The organism is Pseudomonas sp. F220 (genome assembly GCF_057813935.1).
In genome coordinates this window covers 21,505-41,370 of record NZ_JBVASJ010000012.1, presented here as the reverse complement: position 1 = coordinate 41,370, position 19,866 = coordinate 21,505, and the positions used below count along the sequence as shown (strand labels likewise).

The window sequence follows — 19,866 nt, the reverse complement described above, 5'->3', positions numbered from 1 at the left end:
ATCAGTCGTTGGGCTGCACTGGCCTTTTGTAGCCGCAGAGCTGAACGACTGTACAACAAGAGCGCCGCCAACGTCTTCACTCGACATTCCCCAGGCGTTCGGACGATCTTTTTGGGCGTTCACTCAATCCCTGTAATCAGGCGCCACTCGATCCAGCAATCGCAGCAATGCAGCCCAGGCTAGCTGCATACCATCCGGGTCATTCAACTCGCCCTCTTGCAGAGGGCGTCCCGGGTCATTGAACTGTCGCTCGGTGTGTTCGCAAACAGCCGCCGGCGGCAGCACCACGTCACCGCAGGCCTGCGCTGCCAGTTGGATCTCGCAGGCTTTTTCCAGGTAGTACATGCGCAAAAAGGTTTGACCCACGGTTTCACCGACAGTCAGCAGACCGTGGTTGCGCAACATCAACACCGACTTGTCGCCCAAGTCGTGTACCAGGCGCTTTTGCTCGTCGAGATCCAACGCAACGCCTTCATAGTCGTGATAGGCGACCCGGCCATAGAACTCCATGGAAATCTGATTGACCGGTAACAACCCACACTTCAACGCCGCCACGGCACAACCGGCTTTGGTGTGGGTATGCAACACGCACTGCGCATCTTCACGGGCGGCGTGAATGGCGCTATGAATCACAAAACCTGCCGGGTTGACCGGATAAGGCGAAGACTCCACCGCTCGTCCATCGAGGTCGATCTTGACCAGATTGGACGCCGTTATTTCATCGAACATCAGCCCGTACGGGTTGATCAGGAAGTGATGCTCAGGCCCCGGCAGGCGCACCGATATGTGGGTGAAGATCAGGTCACTCATGCGAAAGTGTGCGATCAATCGATAACAGGCGGCCAATTCCTGGCGCAGGCGTTGCTCTGTAATAGCTTGCTCGGCAGCTGCTGCCGTAGTGCGTGCGATCTCGTTCATTGTTTTAGCTCCGTTGGCTGATCGTCCGCGCGGACAATAGGGCTGGACGCGTCGAAGCGTCCAGCCGCTTGCACCTACTTACTCGCCCAGGCGTTGAAACGCTCTTCGAGTTCTTCACCGTGATCGACCCAGAACGGCACATTCATCGACAGTGCACCTGTCAGGTTCTGCGGTGAGGTCGGCACCCATTGGGCCAGTTTGGGGTCCAGTCGCGCCGCTGCTTGCGTATTGGTGGGCCCGTAAGGAATCTGCTCGACGTACTTGACTTGGGCGTCGGGCTGGTTGGCAACCGCGATGAACCTTTTGGCCTGATCGACATGTTTGGAGCCTTTGATGATTGCCCAGTAGTCCATGCCGTACAGGCTGCCAGGCCAGACCAGCCCCAGATGGCTGCCGCCCTGCGCGGCGGCGGCGATGCGCCCGCTGTAGGTTGAGGTCATGACCACGTCTCCTGCGGTCAGCCATTGCGCGGGTTGCGCGCCGGCCTCCCACCATTGGATATAGGGTTTGAGTTCAGTCAGTTTGGCGAACGCACGATCCACACCCGCGGGTGTGCTCAATACCGCGTACACGTCCTCGACTTTCACCCCGTCCGCCAACAAGGCGAACTCCAGGTTATACACCGCACGTTTGCGCAGCCCGCGCTTGCCGGGGATTTTCTTTACATCCCAAAAGTCCGCCCATGAGGTCGGTGCCTGCGCCAGTTTGTCAGTGTCATAAGCAATCGCCACGCTCCACACCAAGGCTGCGGAACCGCACGCTTGTGCCGCATCGGGAATCAACTGGTCCTCTCGTCCAAGTTTCTTCCAGTCGAGTCGCTCGTACATGCCCTCATCGCAGCCGCGCATCAGGTCCGGGCCTTCGATCTGTACCACATCCCAATCGACGTTGCCGGTGTCGACCATCACCTTGATCCTGGCCATCTCACCGTTGTATTCGCCTTGGATCAGCTTGCTGCCGTCTGCCACGCTGAAAGGTTGAAAGAAAGCCACATCCTGGGCTTTTTGACCGGCACCACCATAAGCGACGACTACCATGTCCGGCGCTGCTTGAGCGCTACCCAGGCCCATGGCCAGGGTGAGAATCAAAGGATAAAAACCGTGCTTGAGCGTATTCGACTTCATCAGTGGTTCCTCGTACTGGTATCACTCAGCGAGCGCTGTCGTGACCCGTTTTTATTTTGGTGAGGTTCACCCCAGGAGTGGGTGCGGATTGAAGCTACTCAACCACAATTAAAAAAACAAGTTGATTTTTTACTGAGGGTAAATTTATATAGCGCAATAATAACAACGCCGAAAATCCTGTTTACCGGCCTCGGCTAGCCTGGAGTACCCCACCATGCCGACTTCAAACCAAGCGTTTGCGCACCTCTTCGAACCGCTGCAGATCCGTGGCAAGCGCCTCAAGAACCGCATCATGTCCAGCGGTCACGACACGTCGATGCCGACCGACAATCTGGTCAACGAGCAATTGATCGCCTATCACCGGGCGCGTGCCGAGGGCGGCGCGGGGCTGATCGTGCTGCAAGTTGCCGGGGTACATGACAGCGCGCGCTACACCTCCCATGTGCTGATGGCCACCGACGATGCCTGCATCGAGGGTTACCGAAAACTGGCCGAAACCTGTCATGCCCATGGCACCGTGGTGCTCTCACAGATCTTCCATCCGGGGCGAGAAATCATGGAGTCCAGCGATGGCTTGCTGGCCGTCGCCTACTCGCCTTCGGCGGTGCCCAACGAACGTTTCCGGGTCATGCCACGCGCGCTTGATCAGGCGATGATCGACGACATCGTCGCTGGCTATGGCGCAGCGGCCCGGCGTTTGTATCAAGCCGGGCTGGACGGTGTGGAAGTGGTCGCCAGCCATGGTTACCTGCCCGCGCAATTCATCAACCCGCGCGTCAACCAACGCACCGACGGTTACAACGGCGACCTGCAACAGCGCCTGCGATTTCTGCGCGAAGTCATCGCTGTGGTACGCGCGAACACTGACGAGCAGTTCATCATCGGCTTGCGCATCTCCGCCGACGAACGCGACCCCGAGGGCCTGACGGAAGACGAGTCGCTGGCGGCGGTCAAGTCACTGCAGCAGCACCTGGATTACGTGCACATCGTCGCGGGGACCTCGGCATCTTTGGGCGGTGCTGTGCATATCGTGCCACCGATGGCCATCGAACCGGCCTATCTGGCCAAGGAAGCCGGGACGTTCAAGGCCAGCCTGTCGATTCCGCTGTTCGTCACTGGACGCATCAACCAGCCGCAGGAAGCCGAACTGATCATCGCTCGCGGTCAGGCCGATGTGTGCGGCATGACCCGCGCACTGATCTGCGACCCGCAAATGCCGAACAAGACCGACGCCGGGCGCAGCGAAGATATCCGAGCCTGCATCGCCTGCAATCAGGCGTGCATCGGGCACTTCCACAAAGGCTTGCCGATTTCCTGCATTCAGCACCCGGAAACCGGCCGTGAACTGGTTTTCGGCACCCTGCAACCGACCGCCAAACGCAAGCGCATCATGATCGCCGGCGGCGGTCCGGCCGGGATGAAGGCGGCTGCCGTGGCCGCCGAGCGAGGGCATGAGGTCACGCTCTACGAAGCCAGTTCACAACTCGGCGGGCAAGTGCTGCTGGCACAACTGCTGCCTCGGCGCAGTGAGTTCGGCGGCGCCAGCACCAACTTGCAGCGGGAAATGGAATTGGCCGGCGTACGCGTGGTGCGCAACACTCGCGTCGACCGAGCGCTGGTCGAGCGCGAACGGCCGGATCTGGTGATCGTTGCAACGGGTGCTGAACCCTACTGGCCGGCTTTCGAACGCGGTGGCGAACTGCAAGTGGTGGATGCCTGGCAGGTGCTGCGCGACGAGGTCAAACTCGGACGCTCGGTGCTCGTCGTCGACTGGCGTTGCGACTGGATTGGCCCCGGCATCGCCGAACGTCTGGTGCGCGCCGGCCATCAGGTGCAACTGGCGGTCAACGGGACCCATTGCGGGGAAAATCTGCCGCTGTACGTACGCGATCAACTGGCTGGTGAGCTGCACCGGCTGGGCATTCCGATCACGCCCTACGCCCGTCTTTACGGCTGCGATGACAGCACCGTGTACATGCAACACACCGCCAGCGGTGAACCGATCATGTTCGAGGACATCGACACGTTGGTGCTGTGCCAGGGCCATCAGCCGGTGGATACACTGGGCGCCGAGCTGCAAGGGCTGGTGGAGTTTCGCCGGATCGGCGACTGCCTGGCACCGCGCACGGCGGAAGAAGCGATTTATGAAGGATTGAGGGTTGCCTGGGAGCTTTGAGGCTGCTTTATACTCCGGGCCTTTGTCAGCACCCTTGCTGACGTGCCATCGTCAGGCTCGAGCGTTCAACGCGCTCGGCCAAAACCCGGTCCGGAGCACGCAATGAGCAACAGCAGCAACATGCCGCCTGCCAGCGCCGCGCCCTTCAAACAGAGCGGCGCAACAGAGCCGCACTTCCTCGGTACGCGGATTCGCGGTCTACGCAAACGCCGGGGCATGACCCTGGCCGCCCTGGCAGAAATGAGCGAACTGACAGCGGGCTATATCAGCCAGCTCGAACGCAATCTGGCTTACCCCTCGATTCCGGCGCTGTTCAATATCGCCCGCAGTCTGGGCGTCACCATCCAATGGTTCTTCGCCAGCGAAGCCAACACTGACCCCCAGGACAGTGGCTACGTAGTCCGCAAGAACAGCCGAATGAGCGTGCATTACGAAGACGGCATCGTTGACCAGTTGCTGACCCCGCTCCCCAATCGTCAGTTGGAGATTCTGCATTCGCGCTTTCCGCCAGGCACTTACAGCCAGCAGAGCTATAGCCATGAAGGCGAAGAAGCCGGATACCTGCTCTCCGGCAGTTTTGAGCTGTGGGTCGGCGAGCGCCACTTCCAGCTCAATGAAGGCGACAGTTTCAGTTTTTCGAGCCAGGAACCTCACCGTTATGGCAATCCAGGTGAGGTCGATGCGGTGGTAATTTGGGTGATCACCCCGCCAACATTTTGAAGCGCCAAAAACAACAAAAAAGCTGTCGGAACCCACGGTGTTCCGGCCAGTTAAATCCAGCAAAGGCAGCCCCATGAACGACCTGATCAAGTGCAACCAAAGCGGCGGACTGTTGACCCTGACCATCAACCGCCCGGACAAGCTCAATGCCCTGAGCAACAGCATGTACACCCGTCTGGCCGACCTGCTGTTTGCCGCCGCCGAAGACCCCGAAACCACCGTGATCATCATCACCGGGGGCGAACAGTGCTTCACCAGTGGCAATGACCTGCAGGACTTTCTCCAGGATCCACCGACCCATCTGAACAGCCCGGCGTTCCGTCTCATGGATGCGGTTATCCATCTGGACAAGCCATTAATCGCAGCGGTCTGTGGCGCTGCCATTGGTATTGGCACCACCCTCCTGCTGCATTGCGATCAAGTGCTGGTCACCCGTAACGCCAAGCTGCGCATGCCCTTCGTGAACCTTGGTTTGTGCCCCGAATTCGGTGCAAGCCTGCTGTTACCACGCATGCTCGGCCATGCCAGAGCGGCCCGGCTGTTGCTGTGGGGTGATGGCCTGGACGGCACGCAAGCGGTGGCCTTGGGGTTGGGCAATGAAGTGCTGGACGACGGCGAACAATGTTTGGCGGCAGCACAGCGGATGGCCGATCGACTGCTAGCCCTTCCTCGCGAGTCCCTGTTGCAGACCAGACGGCTGCTTAAACAGCCAGTGCTAAAGGAACTGGAGGAAACCATCCGCAGGGAAAACCTGCTGTTTATCGAACGCCTGAACAGTACCGAAGCCAAGACTGCACTGAACGCCATGCTGCAACGCAGCACCGCGAAGGGCTGAATCCAAAAGCCTCAGCGGCGGGTAATCAGCCCTTGCCGAGTGATTCGCGTCAGTTGTTTGATGACTTCTGCCGCGTGCTCGGCACTGGGTGCCTGAATCACTGCCAAATCGAAACTGTCACTGGCAAAGCGCGCCAGTGACTCCCCGTCTTCGACAAACTGAATCAGAAAGGCCGAAGGACGACCAGTACGTCGCGGCCAGCCATCGAGATAGCGCAGCAAGGTTGGCTGGTGTTTACCGCCGAGAAGGATTTTTGGATTGCGCTGGGTGAGGTCCGCCGTGATCGGCGCCAGACGTATAAAGGGGCGTAGTGCATTCATCGTGTCGTGTCTCTGCCTCAAAATTCTGCATGGCAGGTGAGAGGCAACACCGAACCAGCGCTTTAGCGGTATTTCGAAGCCTGTTTCAAGCTTCTATCGGTGACCTGTTGAGTCACCTGGCGCCCCGCAAGTAGCTGTTTAAATCGGCGCATGAGCAGCATCCTAGAGAAGCTGGTGGTGCAGTGTCAAGAATCTCGATGAACGAAAGTGACGCTTTTGCGTGGTGCATTCCAGGCCTTACAGCGCCCTGTGAAGGTGCTGTTGGAATTGCTCAAGGAAAGCTGAATCAACCTTCTACACTAACGTCCTCCCCTGAAAACCGCTCGCGATACGCCTGTGGCGTCACCCCCATGGCCCTGAAAAAACTGCGCCGCAGCGTTTCTTCACTGCCAAATCCGCACTGCACCGCCACCCGTTTGATCGGCACGCCGGTATCACACAACAACCGCCGCGCGGTCTCCACCCGAATCAACTCAATCGCGCGAGCCGGAGTCTGGCCCGTCTCGGCCCGGTAATGCCGCACAAAGCTGCGGTCGCTCATTCCCGCTTGTAATGCCAGGGTTGGGATGTTGAGTTCCATGGCCAGGTTCTCGGCGATCCAGGCGTGGAGTTCGTCGAAGCGGTTGCCGTCCTTTTGCAGGGACAAGGTCACGCTGAATTGCGATTGCCCACCCGGGCGTTTGAGGAACACCACCAGTTGCCGCGCGACCTCCAGAGCCATGGCGCGGCCAAGGTCTGCTTCGACCATCGCGAGTGCCAGGTCGATGCCGGCAGTCACCCCGGCCGAGGTCCAGACCGGGCCGTCGTTGATGAAGATCGGATTGGGCTCGACCCGCAGTTGCGGATGCTGCTGTGCAAGCTGTTCACAGCGGGTCCAGTGGGTGACCACTCGCCGACCGTCGAGCCAACCGCTGGCGGCCAACAGAAATGCACCGGTGCAGACCGAAGCAACGCGCCGCGATACCGACCCCTGTTCGCGCACCCAATCCACCAGGCTAACGTCCTCGGCCGCCGCGTAGACGCCCCAGCCTCCCGCGATGATCAGCGTGTCGGACGGCGCGCCCTTCGCCGGCAGCGGAGCGGCCACCAGTGCCAGCCCGGCCGAAGACATCACCGGCCCGGCCTGCGCAGCAATCACCATCGGCGCGTAGGGCGGCGGCAAACCGTGCTGACGGGCCAGATCATTGGCCGACGCGAAGACCTGCAACGGCCCGGTCACATCGAGCACTTGCACGTTGGTAAAGGCCAGCACATAAACAGTTTTCGGTTGGGTCGGCATGATTGGCGCAAATCGTGGACTTATTGGCGTATACGCCAAATCCTACGTGGATAGAGTGAAGCCGTCCACCCATGCCGGGTGAGTGCATGTGATCGACCAAGGGGATACGCAATGACACTGCAGATCGGTTTTCTGTTGTTTCCGCAGGTTCAGCAACTCGACCTGACCGGGCCTTATGACGTGCTGGCCTCGCTGCCGGACGTCACCGTGCATTTGATCTGGAAAGATCGCGAGCCTGTGACGTCGAGCACCGGCCTGGTGTTGATCCCGACCACCCGTTTCGACGACTGCCCAGCGCTGGACGTGATCTGCATTCCCGGTGGCAGCGGCGTCGGACCGTTGATGGAAGACACCGAAACCCTCGACTTCATCAAACGCCAGGCCGCCACTGCGCGCTACATCACTTCGGTCTGCACCGGCGCTCTGGTGCTGGGCGCCGCCGGACTGCTACGCGGCAAACGCGCAACCACTCACTGGGCTTACCACGAACTGCTTGGCCCGTTGGGCGCCATTCCAATACGGGAGCGCGTGGTGCGCGACGGAAACTTGTTGACCGGTGGCGGCATTACCGCAGGGATTGATTTCGCCCTGACCCTGGCCAGCGAATTGTTCGGCGAAGACGCGGCCCAACTGGTGCAGTTGCAGCTCGAATACGCCCCTGCCCCACCGTTCGATTCCGGCAGCCCGCAAACTGCACCGCGCGCGGTGTTGGAGGAAGCCAATCGGCGCTCGGCACAATCACTGAAGCTGCGGAGAGAGATTGTCGATCGGGTCGCACAACAGCTGAGTCAAAACTGGTAAAGCTAATTATTGTGGCGAGGAAGCTTGCTCCCTCGCCACAATTGCACTTCGCCGCCTGACATAGCTAAACCGCCGGAATGCCGATCGCAATGTCGTCGATGATCGCGCTCAGGCGATTGAACTCCTCATCCTTTTGACCGGGTTTATAGATAAATGCGGCGATGTGCATACTGACCTCCTTTCATGGAGTGAATCAGACTGGACGCGACATCACAGCCAGCCGGACGGCAAGTAACAGCAACACCAACGCAAGGCCCAGGGACTGCAACCGGGCAAACTTCGAAGTGCTGGAAAAACAACGGCTGACGGCGCTGCTGAAGACCCCAAGCAGGGTGTGGAAGACGCCACTTACCAATGTCAGGACGACGCCAAGCACAACCAGTTGCTGGACAATAGGCGCCTGCTCGGGTTTGACGAATTGCGGCAGGAACACCATAAAAAACAGCAGCGCCTTGGGATTGAGCAGGCTGTTCAACATCGCCCGCACCAGCACCGTCTTCAGTGGCACCTGAACAACCGCAGGCGCGGTGTCTGCCGTCGGGCGCTGCATCGCCTTGAACACCAGCCACAACAGGTACGCCACGCCTGCATAACGGATCAGGTCGAAGGCTGGCGGCCAATTGCCAACGATCGCGGTGATTCCAGTGGCGGTCAGGGCCGTCAGCAGCAAGTCGGCCACACCAATACCGAGCCCTGACGCCACGCCCCCGCGCCAACCGTAGGTCGCGCCGTGACTGATGACAAACGCCATATTCGGCCCAGGCGACATGAGCAGCAGCATCACCGCGCCGACGAAAATCGATAAAGTTGCCAGGTCAATCATGCCCACAGCCCTGCGCTTGGAAAGGCTGTAGATTAGGGCGCCAATCTGATACAAACAAAAAATTGTTCTAGATACAAAGAAACCATCAACCATGACCCGTATTCGCTACAAAAGCATTGTCGATGAGTTCACCACACGCATCCGCAGCGGCCAACTATCGCCTGGGACACAACTTCCGACCGTTCGCGCACTGATGGAAAGCCAACGAATTGCCCTGGCAACTGCGTTGCGGGTCTACAACGAACTGGAGGCCAGCGGGTTGGTGGTCGGCGAGACCGGTCGTGGCACCTTTGTGCGCGACAGCTCATTGCCACGCGGCTTGGGCCTGGAGCAGCACCCGCTCAACTCCGGCGCCGTCGACCTCACGTTCAATTACCCGTCAGTACCCGGCCAGGCCGAATTGCTGCGTGACGGCTTGCGGGCGATTGCCGCGTCAGGCGATCTCGATGCACTGCTGCATTCCGCCCCCCAAGGTGGCCGCCCCCACGAACGGCAAACCGCCGCCCGGCATCTGCGCAATCGGGATATTCGAGTGGGTGGAGACCAGGTGTTGATCGTCAATGGCGCGCAACAAGGCCTGGCCGTGACCCTAATGGCCCTGTCCAATCCGGGAGACATTCTGGCGGTGGACGCCCTCACCTACCCCGGCCTGAAAGCCCTGGCCCAAGCCCATCGTCTGGACCTCGAAGCGCTGCCGCAAATCGCTGGGCACACCGACCTCGACGCCCTTGAAGCGCTGTGCAAACGCCGCCCGGTCCGCGCGTTTTATACAATGCCAACGATGCACAACCCACTCGGAACAGTGATGTCGGAATCTGACCGCCTGCGCCTTGCGCAACTGGCCGAGCAGCACAACCTTCTGATCATCGAAGACGGCGCTTACGCCTTTCTCGCCGAACCCGCGCCCAAACCAGTGTTCACCCTCGCGCCCAATCGAACGGTGTACATCTCGGGACTGTCAAAAAGCGTCGCCTCCGGTCTGCGACTGGGCTTTATCGCTGCGCCTAAGGCGCTGGTCCCAGCACTGGAACAGGCCATCCGCGTCTCGACCTGGAGTACACCGTCGCTGACCGTGGCCCTGGGTTGTCGATGGATCGAAACCGGCGTGGTCGACACCCTCGAAGACCAGAAGCGCCAGGACGCCAGACGCCGACAAGACCTGGCGAGGCAGATACTGCGCAACAGCGATATCATCGCCCACCCCTCGTCTTACTACCTCTGGCTCAGGCTGCCGGAAGGCCTGCGCGCGGAAAGTGTGGTTGCAGAACTGGAGCGCAAAGGCGTGATGGTCACGACGGCGGAACCGTTTGCGACGACCACCCATGTGCCCCACGCGTTGCGGGTGGCGATGGGATCAATCGGGATGGAGGTGTTGGAGCGGGCGCTGGAAACCCTACGTGATGTGGTCGAGGTCTGAAGTCGCGGACTTTTCAGCAGATAACAAAAAACCCGCCGAAGCGGGTTTTTCAAGACCATTACGACATCCTGTCGGCTGCATTCCATGCAAATGGTCGATCATCCATGATCCTGAGCGCGTCCTGCGCTTCAGTTGATGGGGCTAGATTAAGCCCAAAGCCGAAGCATCAACAGACGACATAGCATCGAGTGCGTGTAAGCCTTTCGCCATAACGGTACTGCCGTCACCGTCAGAGACCTCAGGCATCCAGTGCCTGAGCCACCAGTTGCGCGACCTATCGAACTCAGGGTGCGGCAAGATACGTCTCTATATTGCTCATTTGTTCATCCCAGCCCCTGCTGTTCATGCGGAAGGCTTTCAGACGACGTTCCGCCGGGATGCCGTCAAAACCAGACTCCACAACCCGCAGCAGAGTGCCGCCGTCCAGGTCTTGCAGCTCAAACAGCACCAGCGTGGTGGGTTCCGCCGAATAGTCGACGCCCGGCTCCACGGCATAGGGATGCCAACTGAAGGAAAACGCTTGCTCAGGTTCGACACGTTCGACCATTACATTCCAGACAAGATGTTCGTATCCGGGATAGGTGATTTTCCCTTGAGTACGCTGGCCCGCGACGAATCGCTGCCCCTTGAGCGCCACGCCGAACCAGTCACCGAAGGCTTCAGCATCTGATAACGCAGCCCAGACTCGTGAGCGTGGCGCTTTGAGCAGGACCTTTCTTTCAATGTGATCTGATGATGTGTTCATAGGAATCCTCCTGAATGAACAGTAGGCTTGTGCGCGCAGAAGGCCAACCCTTAAGTTGCATTAGTCCACTCAGACAGTGTGATCGTTCCCACACTTCTGCGTCATAACAGCAGATACAAGGATGAATCCGTGAATACCTTCAAAGGCAGCTGCCTGTGCAAAACCATCGAATACCAAATCAATAGCCTCGATATGCCGATCAGCCACTGTCATTGCCACACCTGCCGCAAAGCTCACGCGGCTGCTTTTGCTTCCACGGCTGGTGTCATGCGAGAACACTTTCGCTGGGTGAAAGGTCAGGACAAACTTTCATCTTTCGAATCGTCGCCGGGAAAGCTGCGGCATTTCTGCTCCATCTGCGGCTCTCATTTGGTGGCGGAACGCTTGGGTCAGCCTCATGTGATTGTTCGTGTCGCGACGCTGGATGATGATCCGGGAATGAAGCCACAGGCGCATATATGGACCTCCCATGATGCGCCATGGCTTGAGCATGAGGGGGTCGCCAGTTGGCCGCAGTGGCAGGAGAGATCTTGAGATCGCTGCTGCCCGCCGAAAAGATCACAGCCTGCGATCTTTTGATCCTGATCTTCGACGGTCTTCAAAACCGCTAAAAGATCGTCCGAACGCGGCCCGAACCTGCGCCAGCTCCTACGCCGACCGAGGACACCCGTAATCCTCCCGCTGATTCAACTCACCGTACAAAAATCTGCGCTGTGGTAATCGCCATATCCCCACCCGGCATTTTGATACTCCCTATTTGTTTCAAGCTGTCGGCATCAAAAATCGCCACGTCATTGAAGGTCCCTGCCAAGTAGATTTTGCTGCCGTCCTTGTTGAAGGAAATGCAGTAGTAGGAGTGATCCAGGGTTGCCGACTGCAGCAGTTTTTTCTGCTTGATGTCGTACTTGGCCAGGCGGTTGAGGACGCCGAACATCAGGTTCGGATCTTTGGGTGAGCGCATGCCGCTGAAGTAGATTTCAGTCAATGGGCCGAAGTCGGTGGTTTCGGTTTTGCCGGTTTTCAGGTCGATGCTGAACAGGCCGTAAAGGAGTTCTGCGGTCGCCGGGTCTTCCTTTTTGTCCTTGAATTTCGCAGCGGTGTAGAGCAGCGAAAAATCATGCCGATACGTCTGCTGATTCCACACGTAGAGCACATCAGGTGGGCTGTACAAAGGGCGTTTCCAGTGACGACTGGGGATCAGCACGTCGAACTTTCCGGTTTTTACGTTGACCTTGTAGACGTCCGCCCCCGCCACGTAGAGCGTGCCGTCATCGCCGCTTTGCATGATGGTGAGCTGACGCGGCGCCGGGAAGCTGCGGACCGGTTTGGCGCTCATGCCGGCGTTGGTGGCATACACATCCAGCCGAGGCGCCTGCACTTCAAAGCGGTCGCTGCGCATCAGCGTCGGGTTGGCGACGGTGTAAAGCTCCTTGCCGTCATGGCTGACGGTGAAGGCGAACATTGAGCGCGCTTTCTCGCCTGGTTGTTGGGTGATGCTGGCGTGGAACACCTGCTTGCAGCTGTCCAGCTCGACGCCGTAAACATCCGCGTAGTGGTTGTTCAGCACGTAGGCGATCTTGCGGTCCGGTGACAACTGAATAGTGCCGGGGCCGAAGGCGTCCGGCAGTTTGCAGGTCTTGTACAGGCTATCGGTCGCAAGGTCGATGACGTGCAGGTTGTTCGGGTAATTGGTGGTCAACATGTACTCGTGACCGGTTTCGAGTGTCGTGTTTTCATCTGCCAGAGCTGCGAGTGAACACACAGACAGAATGGCGGAAGCGGCAAGGCCGCAGGCATTGGTGCGAAGCATGCTGGAATCCTTCTGTAGGACTATTTGTTTTTCGGGAACTATTTGTCTTTCGGAAAAACAGTTCCCAGGTTGCGCCAGCTCTCGTTGGAGGCCTGCGCATCCTTGTTCCAGTCCGGATAGGTGCTCATCATGTCCGGCACCTGGGCCGGCCACCAGCAAGGGTCGGAGCAGCCATAGAGGTCAGCTTCCATCGGCTGGCACAGCGACGACACTCCTCCAAAGGCGTCGATCTCCCAGCCGGGGTCGGTGGTCGAGGCGCAGCCGGCGACGGAGTTCATCGCCACCACTTCTTCGATACGGTTTTCGGCCGCAGCCTGATCGAGCTTCTGGGCTTTGTTATTGATTGCCTTGAGATGTTTCATATCAGTGAGCCTTGCGCGGTGTGATGTAGCTGCTGATAAACGCAGGGTTGTGGGCCATGATCCGGGTATAGACGTCGATGCCGAAGTCGACCCAGTCACGCATCAACTCGCAGTAGTGATACGTCGGATGAGTCGGGTCGCCATAGCGTGCGTAGCTCTCGTGGTAGCAGCCGCCGGAGCACAGGTTGCGGATGTGACAGTCTTCGCAACCAGTGTTGGTGCGGTCCAGGCGCTGGGACAGGAAGTCATTCAACTCGACCTGTTTCACTCCACTGTGAACGTTGCCAAAGGTCGGTAACGACGAACCGGTGAATCGATGGCAAAGGTTCAGCTCACCCTTGTGATCCACCGCCAGCATCTTCAGACCCGCGCCGCACGGCAGGGCTTTTTTGTGGCCTTCGTGAATGTCGGTGATCAGCTGATGCAGGTTGGAGAAACCAATATTGCGGTGCTCCAGCGCAGCCTCCAGATAACGCCGCCCCAGGGCTTTCATATTGGCGAAGACTTCGATCAGTTCCTCGCTGGACAGGTTGAAGGTGCTGATGTCGCCGGAAGTCACCGGGGCGAAACCAACTTCGGCAAAACCCAGTTCATTGAACAGGTGATCCCAAATGGTTTCGACGTCAGTGATGCCTTTGGTCAGCGTCACCCGCGCGCCCACCGGACGGCTGTTGTAGCGTGACAGCAGCATCTCGGCCTTGCGCCGGACCACGTCGTAAGTGCCCTGCCCGCCCACGGTGATGCGGTTGCGGTCGTGAACGGTTTTCGGGCCGTCGATGCTCACCGACAGACCAAAGCGGTGGGCATTCAGGTAATCAACGGTTTCTTCGGTAAGCAGCGTGGCGTTGGTGGTCATGACGAACTCAACGAACTTCCCGGCCTCGGAAAACCGCTTCTCGCAATAGTCGACCATGTACTCGATCAGCTTGCGATTACTCAGTGGCTCGCCGCCGAAGAACACCACGGTGAAACGCTCTTCATCCGGGGATTCGCGCAGCAGCATTTCCACCGAAGCGACCGCCGTATCGACGTCCATTTTCTTGCCGGCCGACGGCTTATCGAGGTCTTCCTTGTAGCAGTAGGTGCAGCTCAAATTGCAGCCGGTGTTGACGTTCAGCACCACGGTATTGATCGCCGTTCGCTCGACCCGTTTGACGCCGATGTCCGGGGTCAATGGCGAGCCATCGCTGACCAGTTCCAGGGAAATCAGCTCGCGCAGGGTCTCGGTGATTTCCTCACCGCCATAGCGCGCAGCCAGGCGTTCGATCAGGTCCTCTGAAGAGCAACCTGGACCACGCAAAGTATCGATAATCGTGCCCGTCAGTTCATCGCTGGCAAACAGCGAGCTGCTCGGAATGTGGAACAACATGCGGTCGGCATCGACATGCACTTCGTGCAGATTCCGCTCGACCAGATTCAAAATAGCGCCCATTGCAACCTCCTGTGCAAACCCCGCTTGGCGGGGCCTGCGGTCATTCCGAAAAGTGTCTGAAACCGTAAAGTCAGCCAGCTCACGTTCTAAAATCACGGAATGGGTGGATTGTTCCAGCGTTGCACGGTGACGATCATGTGGCCTTCACCGGTCAATGACTTTCCGGCGTCATCCACGGCGGCGATCACCTTGAGGTTGCCGGCGTTGTTGGTGGACATTTTGCGTTGAGGATTGGGCCCGGCATCGCCCGGAGTGAACACCCCGCTGTCGGCCTGCATTTGGCCTGCGAACTTGACGTCTTCGTCCTCCTTGGCGCGCTCGTCGAAGGCTTCGACCTTCCACTGCGCCGGGAACACACCGATCCGATACGGCTTGCCATCAGCGCCCTTGCCCCAGGCTTCGGCATCGAAGCGACCCTGGACCTTAGGTGTCGAACCGCCGCCCTCGCCGATCCGCGCCACCGAAAACTCGGGCACGACCTTGACCTCGGCTATGTTGCTGTAGACCGCCAGCGTGGCGCCTTTAAGGGTGCCCAGCGTGACCTCTCGCAGGCCCGGTTTCGCATCCGCCGCAGCCTTGAGTTTGACCCGCAGCCGCTCTGGGCTTTGCTCCAGCACCTCGACCACTTCGACACCTTTGCCGAAGCTTGGAGTGCCTTTTAGTCCACTGCCGATTAGTGTGATTTCGGTTTCGCTGCCGGCCTTCAGGTAACCCGGCTGCACTGCCAGCAAACGACTGGAGCCCTGCTTGGCCGCAATAAAGTCCAGCCCGCGCTCATCATGTTCGGCCTCGAACATCCGGCCTTGCAGCTCGCTGCCCTTGGCGGCGAACACCTGACGCATGACCACGCCATCGATGGTCACGTTGCCGCGCCACTCGTAGCCGGTGTAGAGGATGGCGCTGCCTTCGCCATTGAACGGGCTGCCGTTGGCGTATTGGCCTTTGACGCTGACCTTGAATTGATCGGTGCCATCGGCGCTGACGGTCATTACGCCGGCCAGTTCCCCCTTGCCCGGCAACTGGCCGCTGAAGCTCCAGTCGCCTGCCAAGGAGTCGGCTTTCGGCGCAGTTTTCAGCCATTTATTCCAGGCCTGGTTTTCCAGCGGATAGCGCTTGGCCAGCAGCGGCACCATGTCCTTGCGGGCGATATCGAACCAGTCGCGGTCGCGGGCCAATGCCTGGTACTCCAGCGACGGCCATTGCCCCAAGTGGAAGTTCACCAGACGTTCCCATTCCTGAGCCGGCCGCCGTTGCAAGGCGACCCGCGCACCGGAGTGACAGCGGCCACACATCTGGCTGGTCTTATCGTCGAAGTGCTCGACGGTATTAAGTCGACGCTCCAGCGCATAACGCACGCCATCGGTCTCGCTCGGCGCCAGGCCTTGAGTGTCAGCCAGGTATTTGACCAGCGTACGACGGTCCTCATCGCTGATCTGCAGGCCATGCATGGTCTGCATCCGGGCGATGCTCATCAGCCAGCCTTCCGGGGTCTTGCGCTGGTGGCTGATGCGGCTCAGGCCGTTGTCAGCCTCGGGGGTGTGGCAGCCCTGACAGGTCTCCTTGAGGATGGTCTGGGCATCACGCGCCGCCATGCTTGGGGAAGAATGCAGGGCCACGCAAGCGGCTATCGCCAGCAGACCGCCGCTCATGCCAGATCGGAGTTTTCTCTTCATCAACGTCGAACCTCCCACGGTGCTTTCTTATTTTTTTGATCATTGTTTTTATGGTTTCTGCCGCCAGCGGGAACACCGCAGACGGAGGCAAGAGAAACGTCTGAGGTGAGCAATACACGGAGCGTGCCAGCTTATAAATAGTGTGTTTAATCAATGTGTTGACTGAAACACACAGCCTCATAGCGATTGGATCGGCGGTTGTCGGCGTCTAATTTCGCGACAACTGTTCCACTCTGAGACGAGCATAGGTGATAGCCGCGGGGACGCATCTGGTGGTGGATGACTTTACCGATGCAGCGCTATGGGAAGTGATTGATCGGATGCTGAGTCGACAGGCTTAGAGCGACGCACATCTCCAGGGGCGGCTAATACTCTTGGACCGAAACAGGTTCGACGAATCGTCCCTGCAACACAATAATGAGCAGCGGCACGACCACCAGCACGCCGGCCGACAGCATCACCCCGCGGATGCTGGACATGTCCAGAATCCATGCGCCCAGGGTGGCGCCGACGCCGATGGCCGCGTTGAGGACGGCCGTATGAATCGCCGCTGCCGGTATCGCTGCCGGGCCCGCCATCCGTAGCACCCACGTCTGCAAACCACCAAAAAGCGCGGCGATCGCGGCGCCCCAAATGATCAGAAAGACCAATACAGGGGTGATACCGGCCTTGGGTCCGAACCATCCCAGCCCTGTCAGCGCCACGCACAGCGCAAGCAGCGCCCATACAATGACCGGCTTCATAAAACGATCGATGAGTATTCCGGTCAGGATATTGCCCAGAAATCCAGCTATCCCGAAGCCAAACAACAGCGCCGCGATCATCACCGGGGGAATGCCCGGTATTTGTCCAAGGTAAGGTTCAACAAAAGTGTATGCCCAGAAATGGGCCGCCGCCGTGAACGCCGTGACCAGGTAAAGACCCCGCAGGCGATGATTGCGCAACACTCTTCCCAGCGACACGCTCCTGGCCGCCGATGGGCTCTTGATGTCGGAAATGACCGCAAGCATCAGCACCGAGGTCAACAGCCCCAGCGCCCCAATGACTCCAAACGCCGTGCGCCAGCCACTGGCCTGCCCGATGAGGTTGACCAGCGGCACGCCCAGAACGGTCGCAATCGAGATCCCGCCAAACACAATCGAGGTTGCCAGCCCCATACGCTGTGGCGGAGCGATCTGAGCTGCCGTCGCCGCGACCATTGCCCAAAAGAAACCGTGGACCACGGCCCCAAAGGTTCGCGCCAGCAATAACGTCGGGAAGGTCTCGGACATCATTACCGCGCCATTGGACGCCGCGAGGACCAACATCAAGGCAATCAGCAACGGCTTGCGTGGAAGGCGACTGAGCAGCACGGCCGACAACAAGCCGCTGGCCGCACCGATCCAGGCATAGAGCGAAACCGCGAGCCCGACTTCAGCACGCTCGATTCCCAGATCAAGGGAGATTTGCGACAGCAGCCCGATCGGGGCGAACTCGGTGGTCACCATGGTGAACGCGGCGACGCCGAGAACAATCACCGCAAGCCAGGTGCGGACCGATGAATCTGCTGGCTGCGCGGCTATCGCGACCTGCTCTGACGTGCTTTTCGAACCCATTTCGACATTCCCTGTTGAGTGTTCGACACCTGACATCCCGGCTGGCGGGACGAAGGCCATAGTACTCAAATCGCCGGTGGAGAGTTCATCAAAAGCCACCTTGAGGCGCGTCTCAGCGCTGTCGCATATTGCGACGAACTCACGTGTACCGATGCCACGAAAAAAGAATCTAACTCAATAAAATCAGTCAGTTATAAAGACATCACTCAATTGGCACAGCCATTGCGAAAGACCTTGCCTCACGTCGAACCTTTCCTTTCGAACAACAAGAGGTCACGCCATGCAGCTCCCTTCCCTGCTCCCCGCAACCACTGCATTTATCCAACGCGCGCCGCGCATGCTGATCGGCGCTGAATGGGTCGAAGCCGCCGACGGTCAGACCATGCCGTTGCACAATCCGGCCAGCGGCGAGGTGCTGTGCGTGGTGCCGCGGGCGACGCCGGACGATGTTGATCGCGCGGTGCTCGCGGCGCGTCAGGCGTTCGATGATTCAGCGTGGAGCCGAACCCGGCCTCGGGAGCGGCAGAATCTGTTGTGGAAACTCGCCGACCTGATGCAGCGCGACGCCGAAGTGCTGGCGCAGCTGGAATGCCTGAACAACGGCAAAAGCGCAGCGGTCGCGCAGGTCATGGATGTGCAGCTGTCCATCGATTTCCTGCGCTACATGGCCGGTTGGGCGACCAAGATCGAAGGTTCGAGCGTCGAGGTTTCATTGCCGCTGATGCCGGATGATCAGTTTCACAGTTTTATCCGCCGTGAAGCGGTGGGTGTGGTCGGGGCCATCGTCGCCTGGAATTTTCCGTTGCTACTGGCCTGCTGGAAACTTGGCCCGGCGCTGGCCACCGGCTGCACCGTGGTCCTCAAACCGGCGGACGAGACACCGCTGACCGCGCTGAAACTGGCGGAGCTGGTGCTGGAAGCTGGCTATCCGACAGGTGTGTTCAACGTGGTGACCGGCACGGGGATCACCGCAGGCTCGGCCCTGACCCACAACCCGTTGGTGGATAAACTGACCTTCACCGGCTCCACCGCCGTGGGCAAAGAGATCGGCAAGATCGCCATGGACTCCATGACCCGTGTCACCCTGGAGTTGGGCGGTAAATCACCGACCATCGTCATGGCCGACGCTGACTTGAACAGCGCCGCAGCAGGCGCCGCCAGCGCAATATTTTTCAACCAGGGTCAGGTTTGCTGCGCCGGTTCGCGGCTGTATGTGCAGCGCAAACACTTCGACAATGTCGTGGCCGACATCGCCGACATCGCCAACGCCATGAAGCTCGGCAACGGCCTCGATCCTAGCGTGCAGATGGGCCCGCTGATCTCGGCCCGTCAGCAGGAACGGGTTTATCGCTACATCGAAATGGGCCGCGAAAGCGGTGCGACCATCGCCTGTGGCGGCGAGCAGTTTGGACCGGGGTTTTTCGTCAAGCCGACGGTGATCGTCGACGTCGATCAGAAGCACTCGCTGGTGCAGGAAGAAATCTTCGGCCCGGTGCTGGTGGCGATTCCGTTCGACGACGAAGCCGATGCCCTGCGCATGGCCAATGACAGCCCCTACGGTTTGGGCGCGAGCATTTGGTCCAATGACTTGGCGGCCGTGCACCGGATGATTCCGCGAATCAAGTCCGGCTCGGTGTGGGTCAACTGCCACAGCGCCCTGGATCCGGCGCTGCCGTTTGGCGGCTACAAGATGTCGGGCGTGGGCCGAGAAATGGGTTATGCGGCGATTGAGCATTACACCGAATTGAAGTCGGTGTTGATCAAGCTTTAATACGCTGCGTCCTTTAGAACCCATCGCGGGCAAGCCTCGCTCCTACAGGTACAACACAATCCTGT

At 59.3% G+C, this 19,866-nt stretch carries 18 protein-coding genes and 1 pseudogene; 7 read left to right on the top strand and 12 right to left on the bottom strand.

Annotated elements, in window-relative coordinates; translation table 11 throughout:
* Positions 1 to 123: 123 nt before the first annotated feature.
* Together ACZYSM_RS13060 and ACZYSM_RS13055 are read right to left on the bottom strand one after the other, a co-directional pair.
* Positions 124 to 918: a class II aldolase/adducin family protein gene (locus ACZYSM_RS13060; protein ID WP_489071908.1), complete on the bottom strand. Its 795-nt coding sequence runs from the start codon at positions 916 to 918 to the stop codon at positions 124 to 126.
* A gap of 74 nt (positions 919 to 992) precedes the next feature.
* On the bottom strand, positions 993 to 2,042 hold the full coding sequence (locus tag ACZYSM_RS13055; RefSeq protein ID WP_489071907.1) for an ABC transporter substrate-binding protein: 1,050 nt from the start codon (positions 2,040 to 2,042) through the stop codon (positions 993 to 995).
* Positions 2,043 to 2,256: 214 nt separating this feature from the next.
* On the opposite strand from ACZYSM_RS13055, the gene ACZYSM_RS13050 reads away from it, so the two are divergent.
* The 3 genes from ACZYSM_RS13050 (at position 2,257) to ACZYSM_RS13040 (ending at position 5,773) form a co-directional block, all read left to right on the top strand.
* Positions 2,257 to 4,218 (top strand): oxidoreductase, encoded by a 1,962-nt coding sequence (locus tag ACZYSM_RS13050; protein WP_489071906.1) that lies wholly within the window; start codon positions 2,257 to 2,259, stop codon positions 4,216 to 4,218.
* 120 nt (positions 4,219 to 4,338) lie between these two features.
* The gene (locus tag ACZYSM_RS13045; protein WP_489071999.1) at positions 4,339 to 4,938 is read left to right on the top strand and encodes a cupin domain-containing protein; all 600 of its coding nucleotides are present in this window, start codon (positions 4,339 to 4,341) and stop codon (positions 4,936 to 4,938) included.
* A gap of 73 nt (positions 4,939 to 5,011) precedes the next feature.
* On the top strand, positions 5,012 to 5,773 hold the full coding sequence (locus ACZYSM_RS13040) for an enoyl-CoA hydratase (protein WP_489071905.1): 762 nt from the start codon (positions 5,012 to 5,014) through the stop codon (positions 5,771 to 5,773).
* Between the two features lie 11 nt (positions 5,774 to 5,784).
* Here the strand turns inward: ACZYSM_RS13040 and ACZYSM_RS13035 are convergent, their stop codons facing one another.
* Together ACZYSM_RS13035 and ACZYSM_RS13030 are read right to left on the bottom strand one after the other, a co-directional pair.
* A complete protein-coding gene (locus ACZYSM_RS13035; RefSeq protein WP_489071904.1) occupies positions 5,785 to 6,093 on the bottom strand; it encodes a class I SAM-dependent methyltransferase in 309 nt (102 codons plus the stop codon).
* 286 nt (positions 6,094 to 6,379) lie between these two features.
* Positions 6,380 to 7,372, bottom strand: a complete 993-nt coding sequence (locus ACZYSM_RS13030; RefSeq protein ID WP_489071903.1) for a GlxA family transcriptional regulator — start codon at positions 7,370 to 7,372, stop codon at positions 6,380 to 6,382.
* Positions 7,373 to 7,483: 111 nt separating this feature from the next.
* Between ACZYSM_RS13030 and inhA the strand changes: the two genes are divergently transcribed.
* Positions 7,484 to 8,173, top strand: a complete 690-nt coding sequence (gene inhA / locus ACZYSM_RS13025) for an isonitrile hydratase (protein ID WP_489071902.1) — start codon at positions 7,484 to 7,486, stop codon at positions 8,171 to 8,173.
* A gap of 76 nt (positions 8,174 to 8,249) precedes the next feature.
* Here the strand turns inward: inhA and ACZYSM_RS13020 are convergent.
* Both ACZYSM_RS13020 and ACZYSM_RS13015 read right to left on the bottom strand, forming a co-directional pair.
* Positions 8,250 to 8,342 (bottom strand): annotated as a pseudogene (locus tag ACZYSM_RS13020) (antibiotic biosynthesis monooxygenase); the annotation flags it as partial.
* Positions 8,343 to 8,366: 24 nt separating this feature from the next.
* Positions 8,367 to 8,996, bottom strand: a complete 630-nt coding sequence (locus ACZYSM_RS13015; protein ID WP_489071901.1) for a LysE family translocator — start codon at positions 8,994 to 8,996, stop codon at positions 8,367 to 8,369.
* 91 nt (positions 8,997 to 9,087) lie between these two features.
* On the opposite strand from ACZYSM_RS13015, the gene ACZYSM_RS13010 reads away from it, so the two are divergent.
* Positions 9,088 to 10,413, top strand: a complete 1,326-nt coding sequence (locus ACZYSM_RS13010) for an aminotransferase-like domain-containing protein (RefSeq protein WP_489071900.1) — start codon at positions 9,088 to 9,090, stop codon at positions 10,411 to 10,413.
* Between the two features lie 283 nt (positions 10,414 to 10,696).
* Here the strand turns inward: ACZYSM_RS13010 and ACZYSM_RS13005 are convergent, their stop codons facing one another.
* Positions 10,697 to 11,158 (bottom strand): SRPBCC family protein, encoded by a 462-nt coding sequence (locus ACZYSM_RS13005; protein ID WP_489071899.1) that lies wholly within the window; start codon positions 11,156 to 11,158, stop codon positions 10,697 to 10,699.
* A gap of 129 nt (positions 11,159 to 11,287) precedes the next feature.
* On the opposite strand from ACZYSM_RS13005, the gene ACZYSM_RS13000 reads away from it, so the two are divergent.
* Positions 11,288 to 11,692 (top strand): GFA family protein, encoded by a 405-nt coding sequence (locus ACZYSM_RS13000; RefSeq protein ID WP_489071898.1) that lies wholly within the window; start codon positions 11,288 to 11,290, stop codon positions 11,690 to 11,692.
* 157 nt (positions 11,693 to 11,849) lie between these two features.
* On the opposite strand, the gene peaD is transcribed toward ACZYSM_RS13000, so the two are convergent.
* The 5 genes from peaD to ACZYSM_RS12975 form a co-directional block, all read right to left on the bottom strand.
* Positions 11,850 to 12,968: a quinohemoprotein amine dehydrogenase subunit beta gene (peaD, locus tag ACZYSM_RS12995; RefSeq protein ID WP_489071897.1), complete on the bottom strand. Its 1,119-nt coding sequence runs from the start codon at positions 12,966 to 12,968 to the stop codon at positions 11,850 to 11,852.
* A 38-nt stretch (positions 12,969 to 13,006) separates the two neighbouring features.
* Positions 13,007 to 13,330 (bottom strand): quinohemoprotein amine dehydrogenase subunit gamma, encoded by a 324-nt coding sequence (gene qhpC, locus ACZYSM_RS12990; protein ID WP_489071896.1) that lies wholly within the window; start codon positions 13,328 to 13,330, stop codon positions 13,007 to 13,009.
* Position 13,331: 1 nt separating this feature from the next.
* Positions 13,332 to 14,762, bottom strand: a complete 1,431-nt coding sequence (peaB, locus tag ACZYSM_RS12985) for a quinohemoprotein amine dehydrogenase maturation protein (RefSeq protein ID WP_489071895.1) — start codon at positions 14,760 to 14,762, stop codon at positions 13,332 to 13,334.
* A 92-nt stretch (positions 14,763 to 14,854) separates the two neighbouring features.
* Positions 14,855 to 16,435 carry a quinohemoprotein amine dehydrogenase subunit alpha gene (gene peaA, locus ACZYSM_RS12980; protein ID WP_489071894.1) on the bottom strand — a complete coding sequence of 527 codons (1,581 nt, stop codon included), beginning with the start codon at positions 16,433 to 16,435 and terminating at the stop codon, positions 14,855 to 14,857.
* A 365-nt stretch (positions 16,436 to 16,800) separates the two neighbouring features.
* Positions 16,801 to 18,030 carry an MFS transporter gene (locus tag ACZYSM_RS12975; RefSeq protein WP_489071893.1) on the bottom strand — a complete coding sequence of 410 codons (1,230 nt, stop codon included), beginning with the start codon at positions 18,028 to 18,030 and terminating at the stop codon, positions 16,801 to 16,803.
* A gap of 280 nt (positions 18,031 to 18,310) precedes the next feature.
* Here ACZYSM_RS12975 and ACZYSM_RS12970 point away from each other — a divergent pair, with 280 nt between their 5' ends.
* Positions 18,311 to 19,801 (top strand): aldehyde dehydrogenase family protein, encoded by a 1,491-nt coding sequence (locus ACZYSM_RS12970; protein WP_489071892.1) that lies wholly within the window; start codon positions 18,311 to 18,313, stop codon positions 19,799 to 19,801.
* Positions 19,802 to 19,866: the final 65 nt, after the last annotated feature.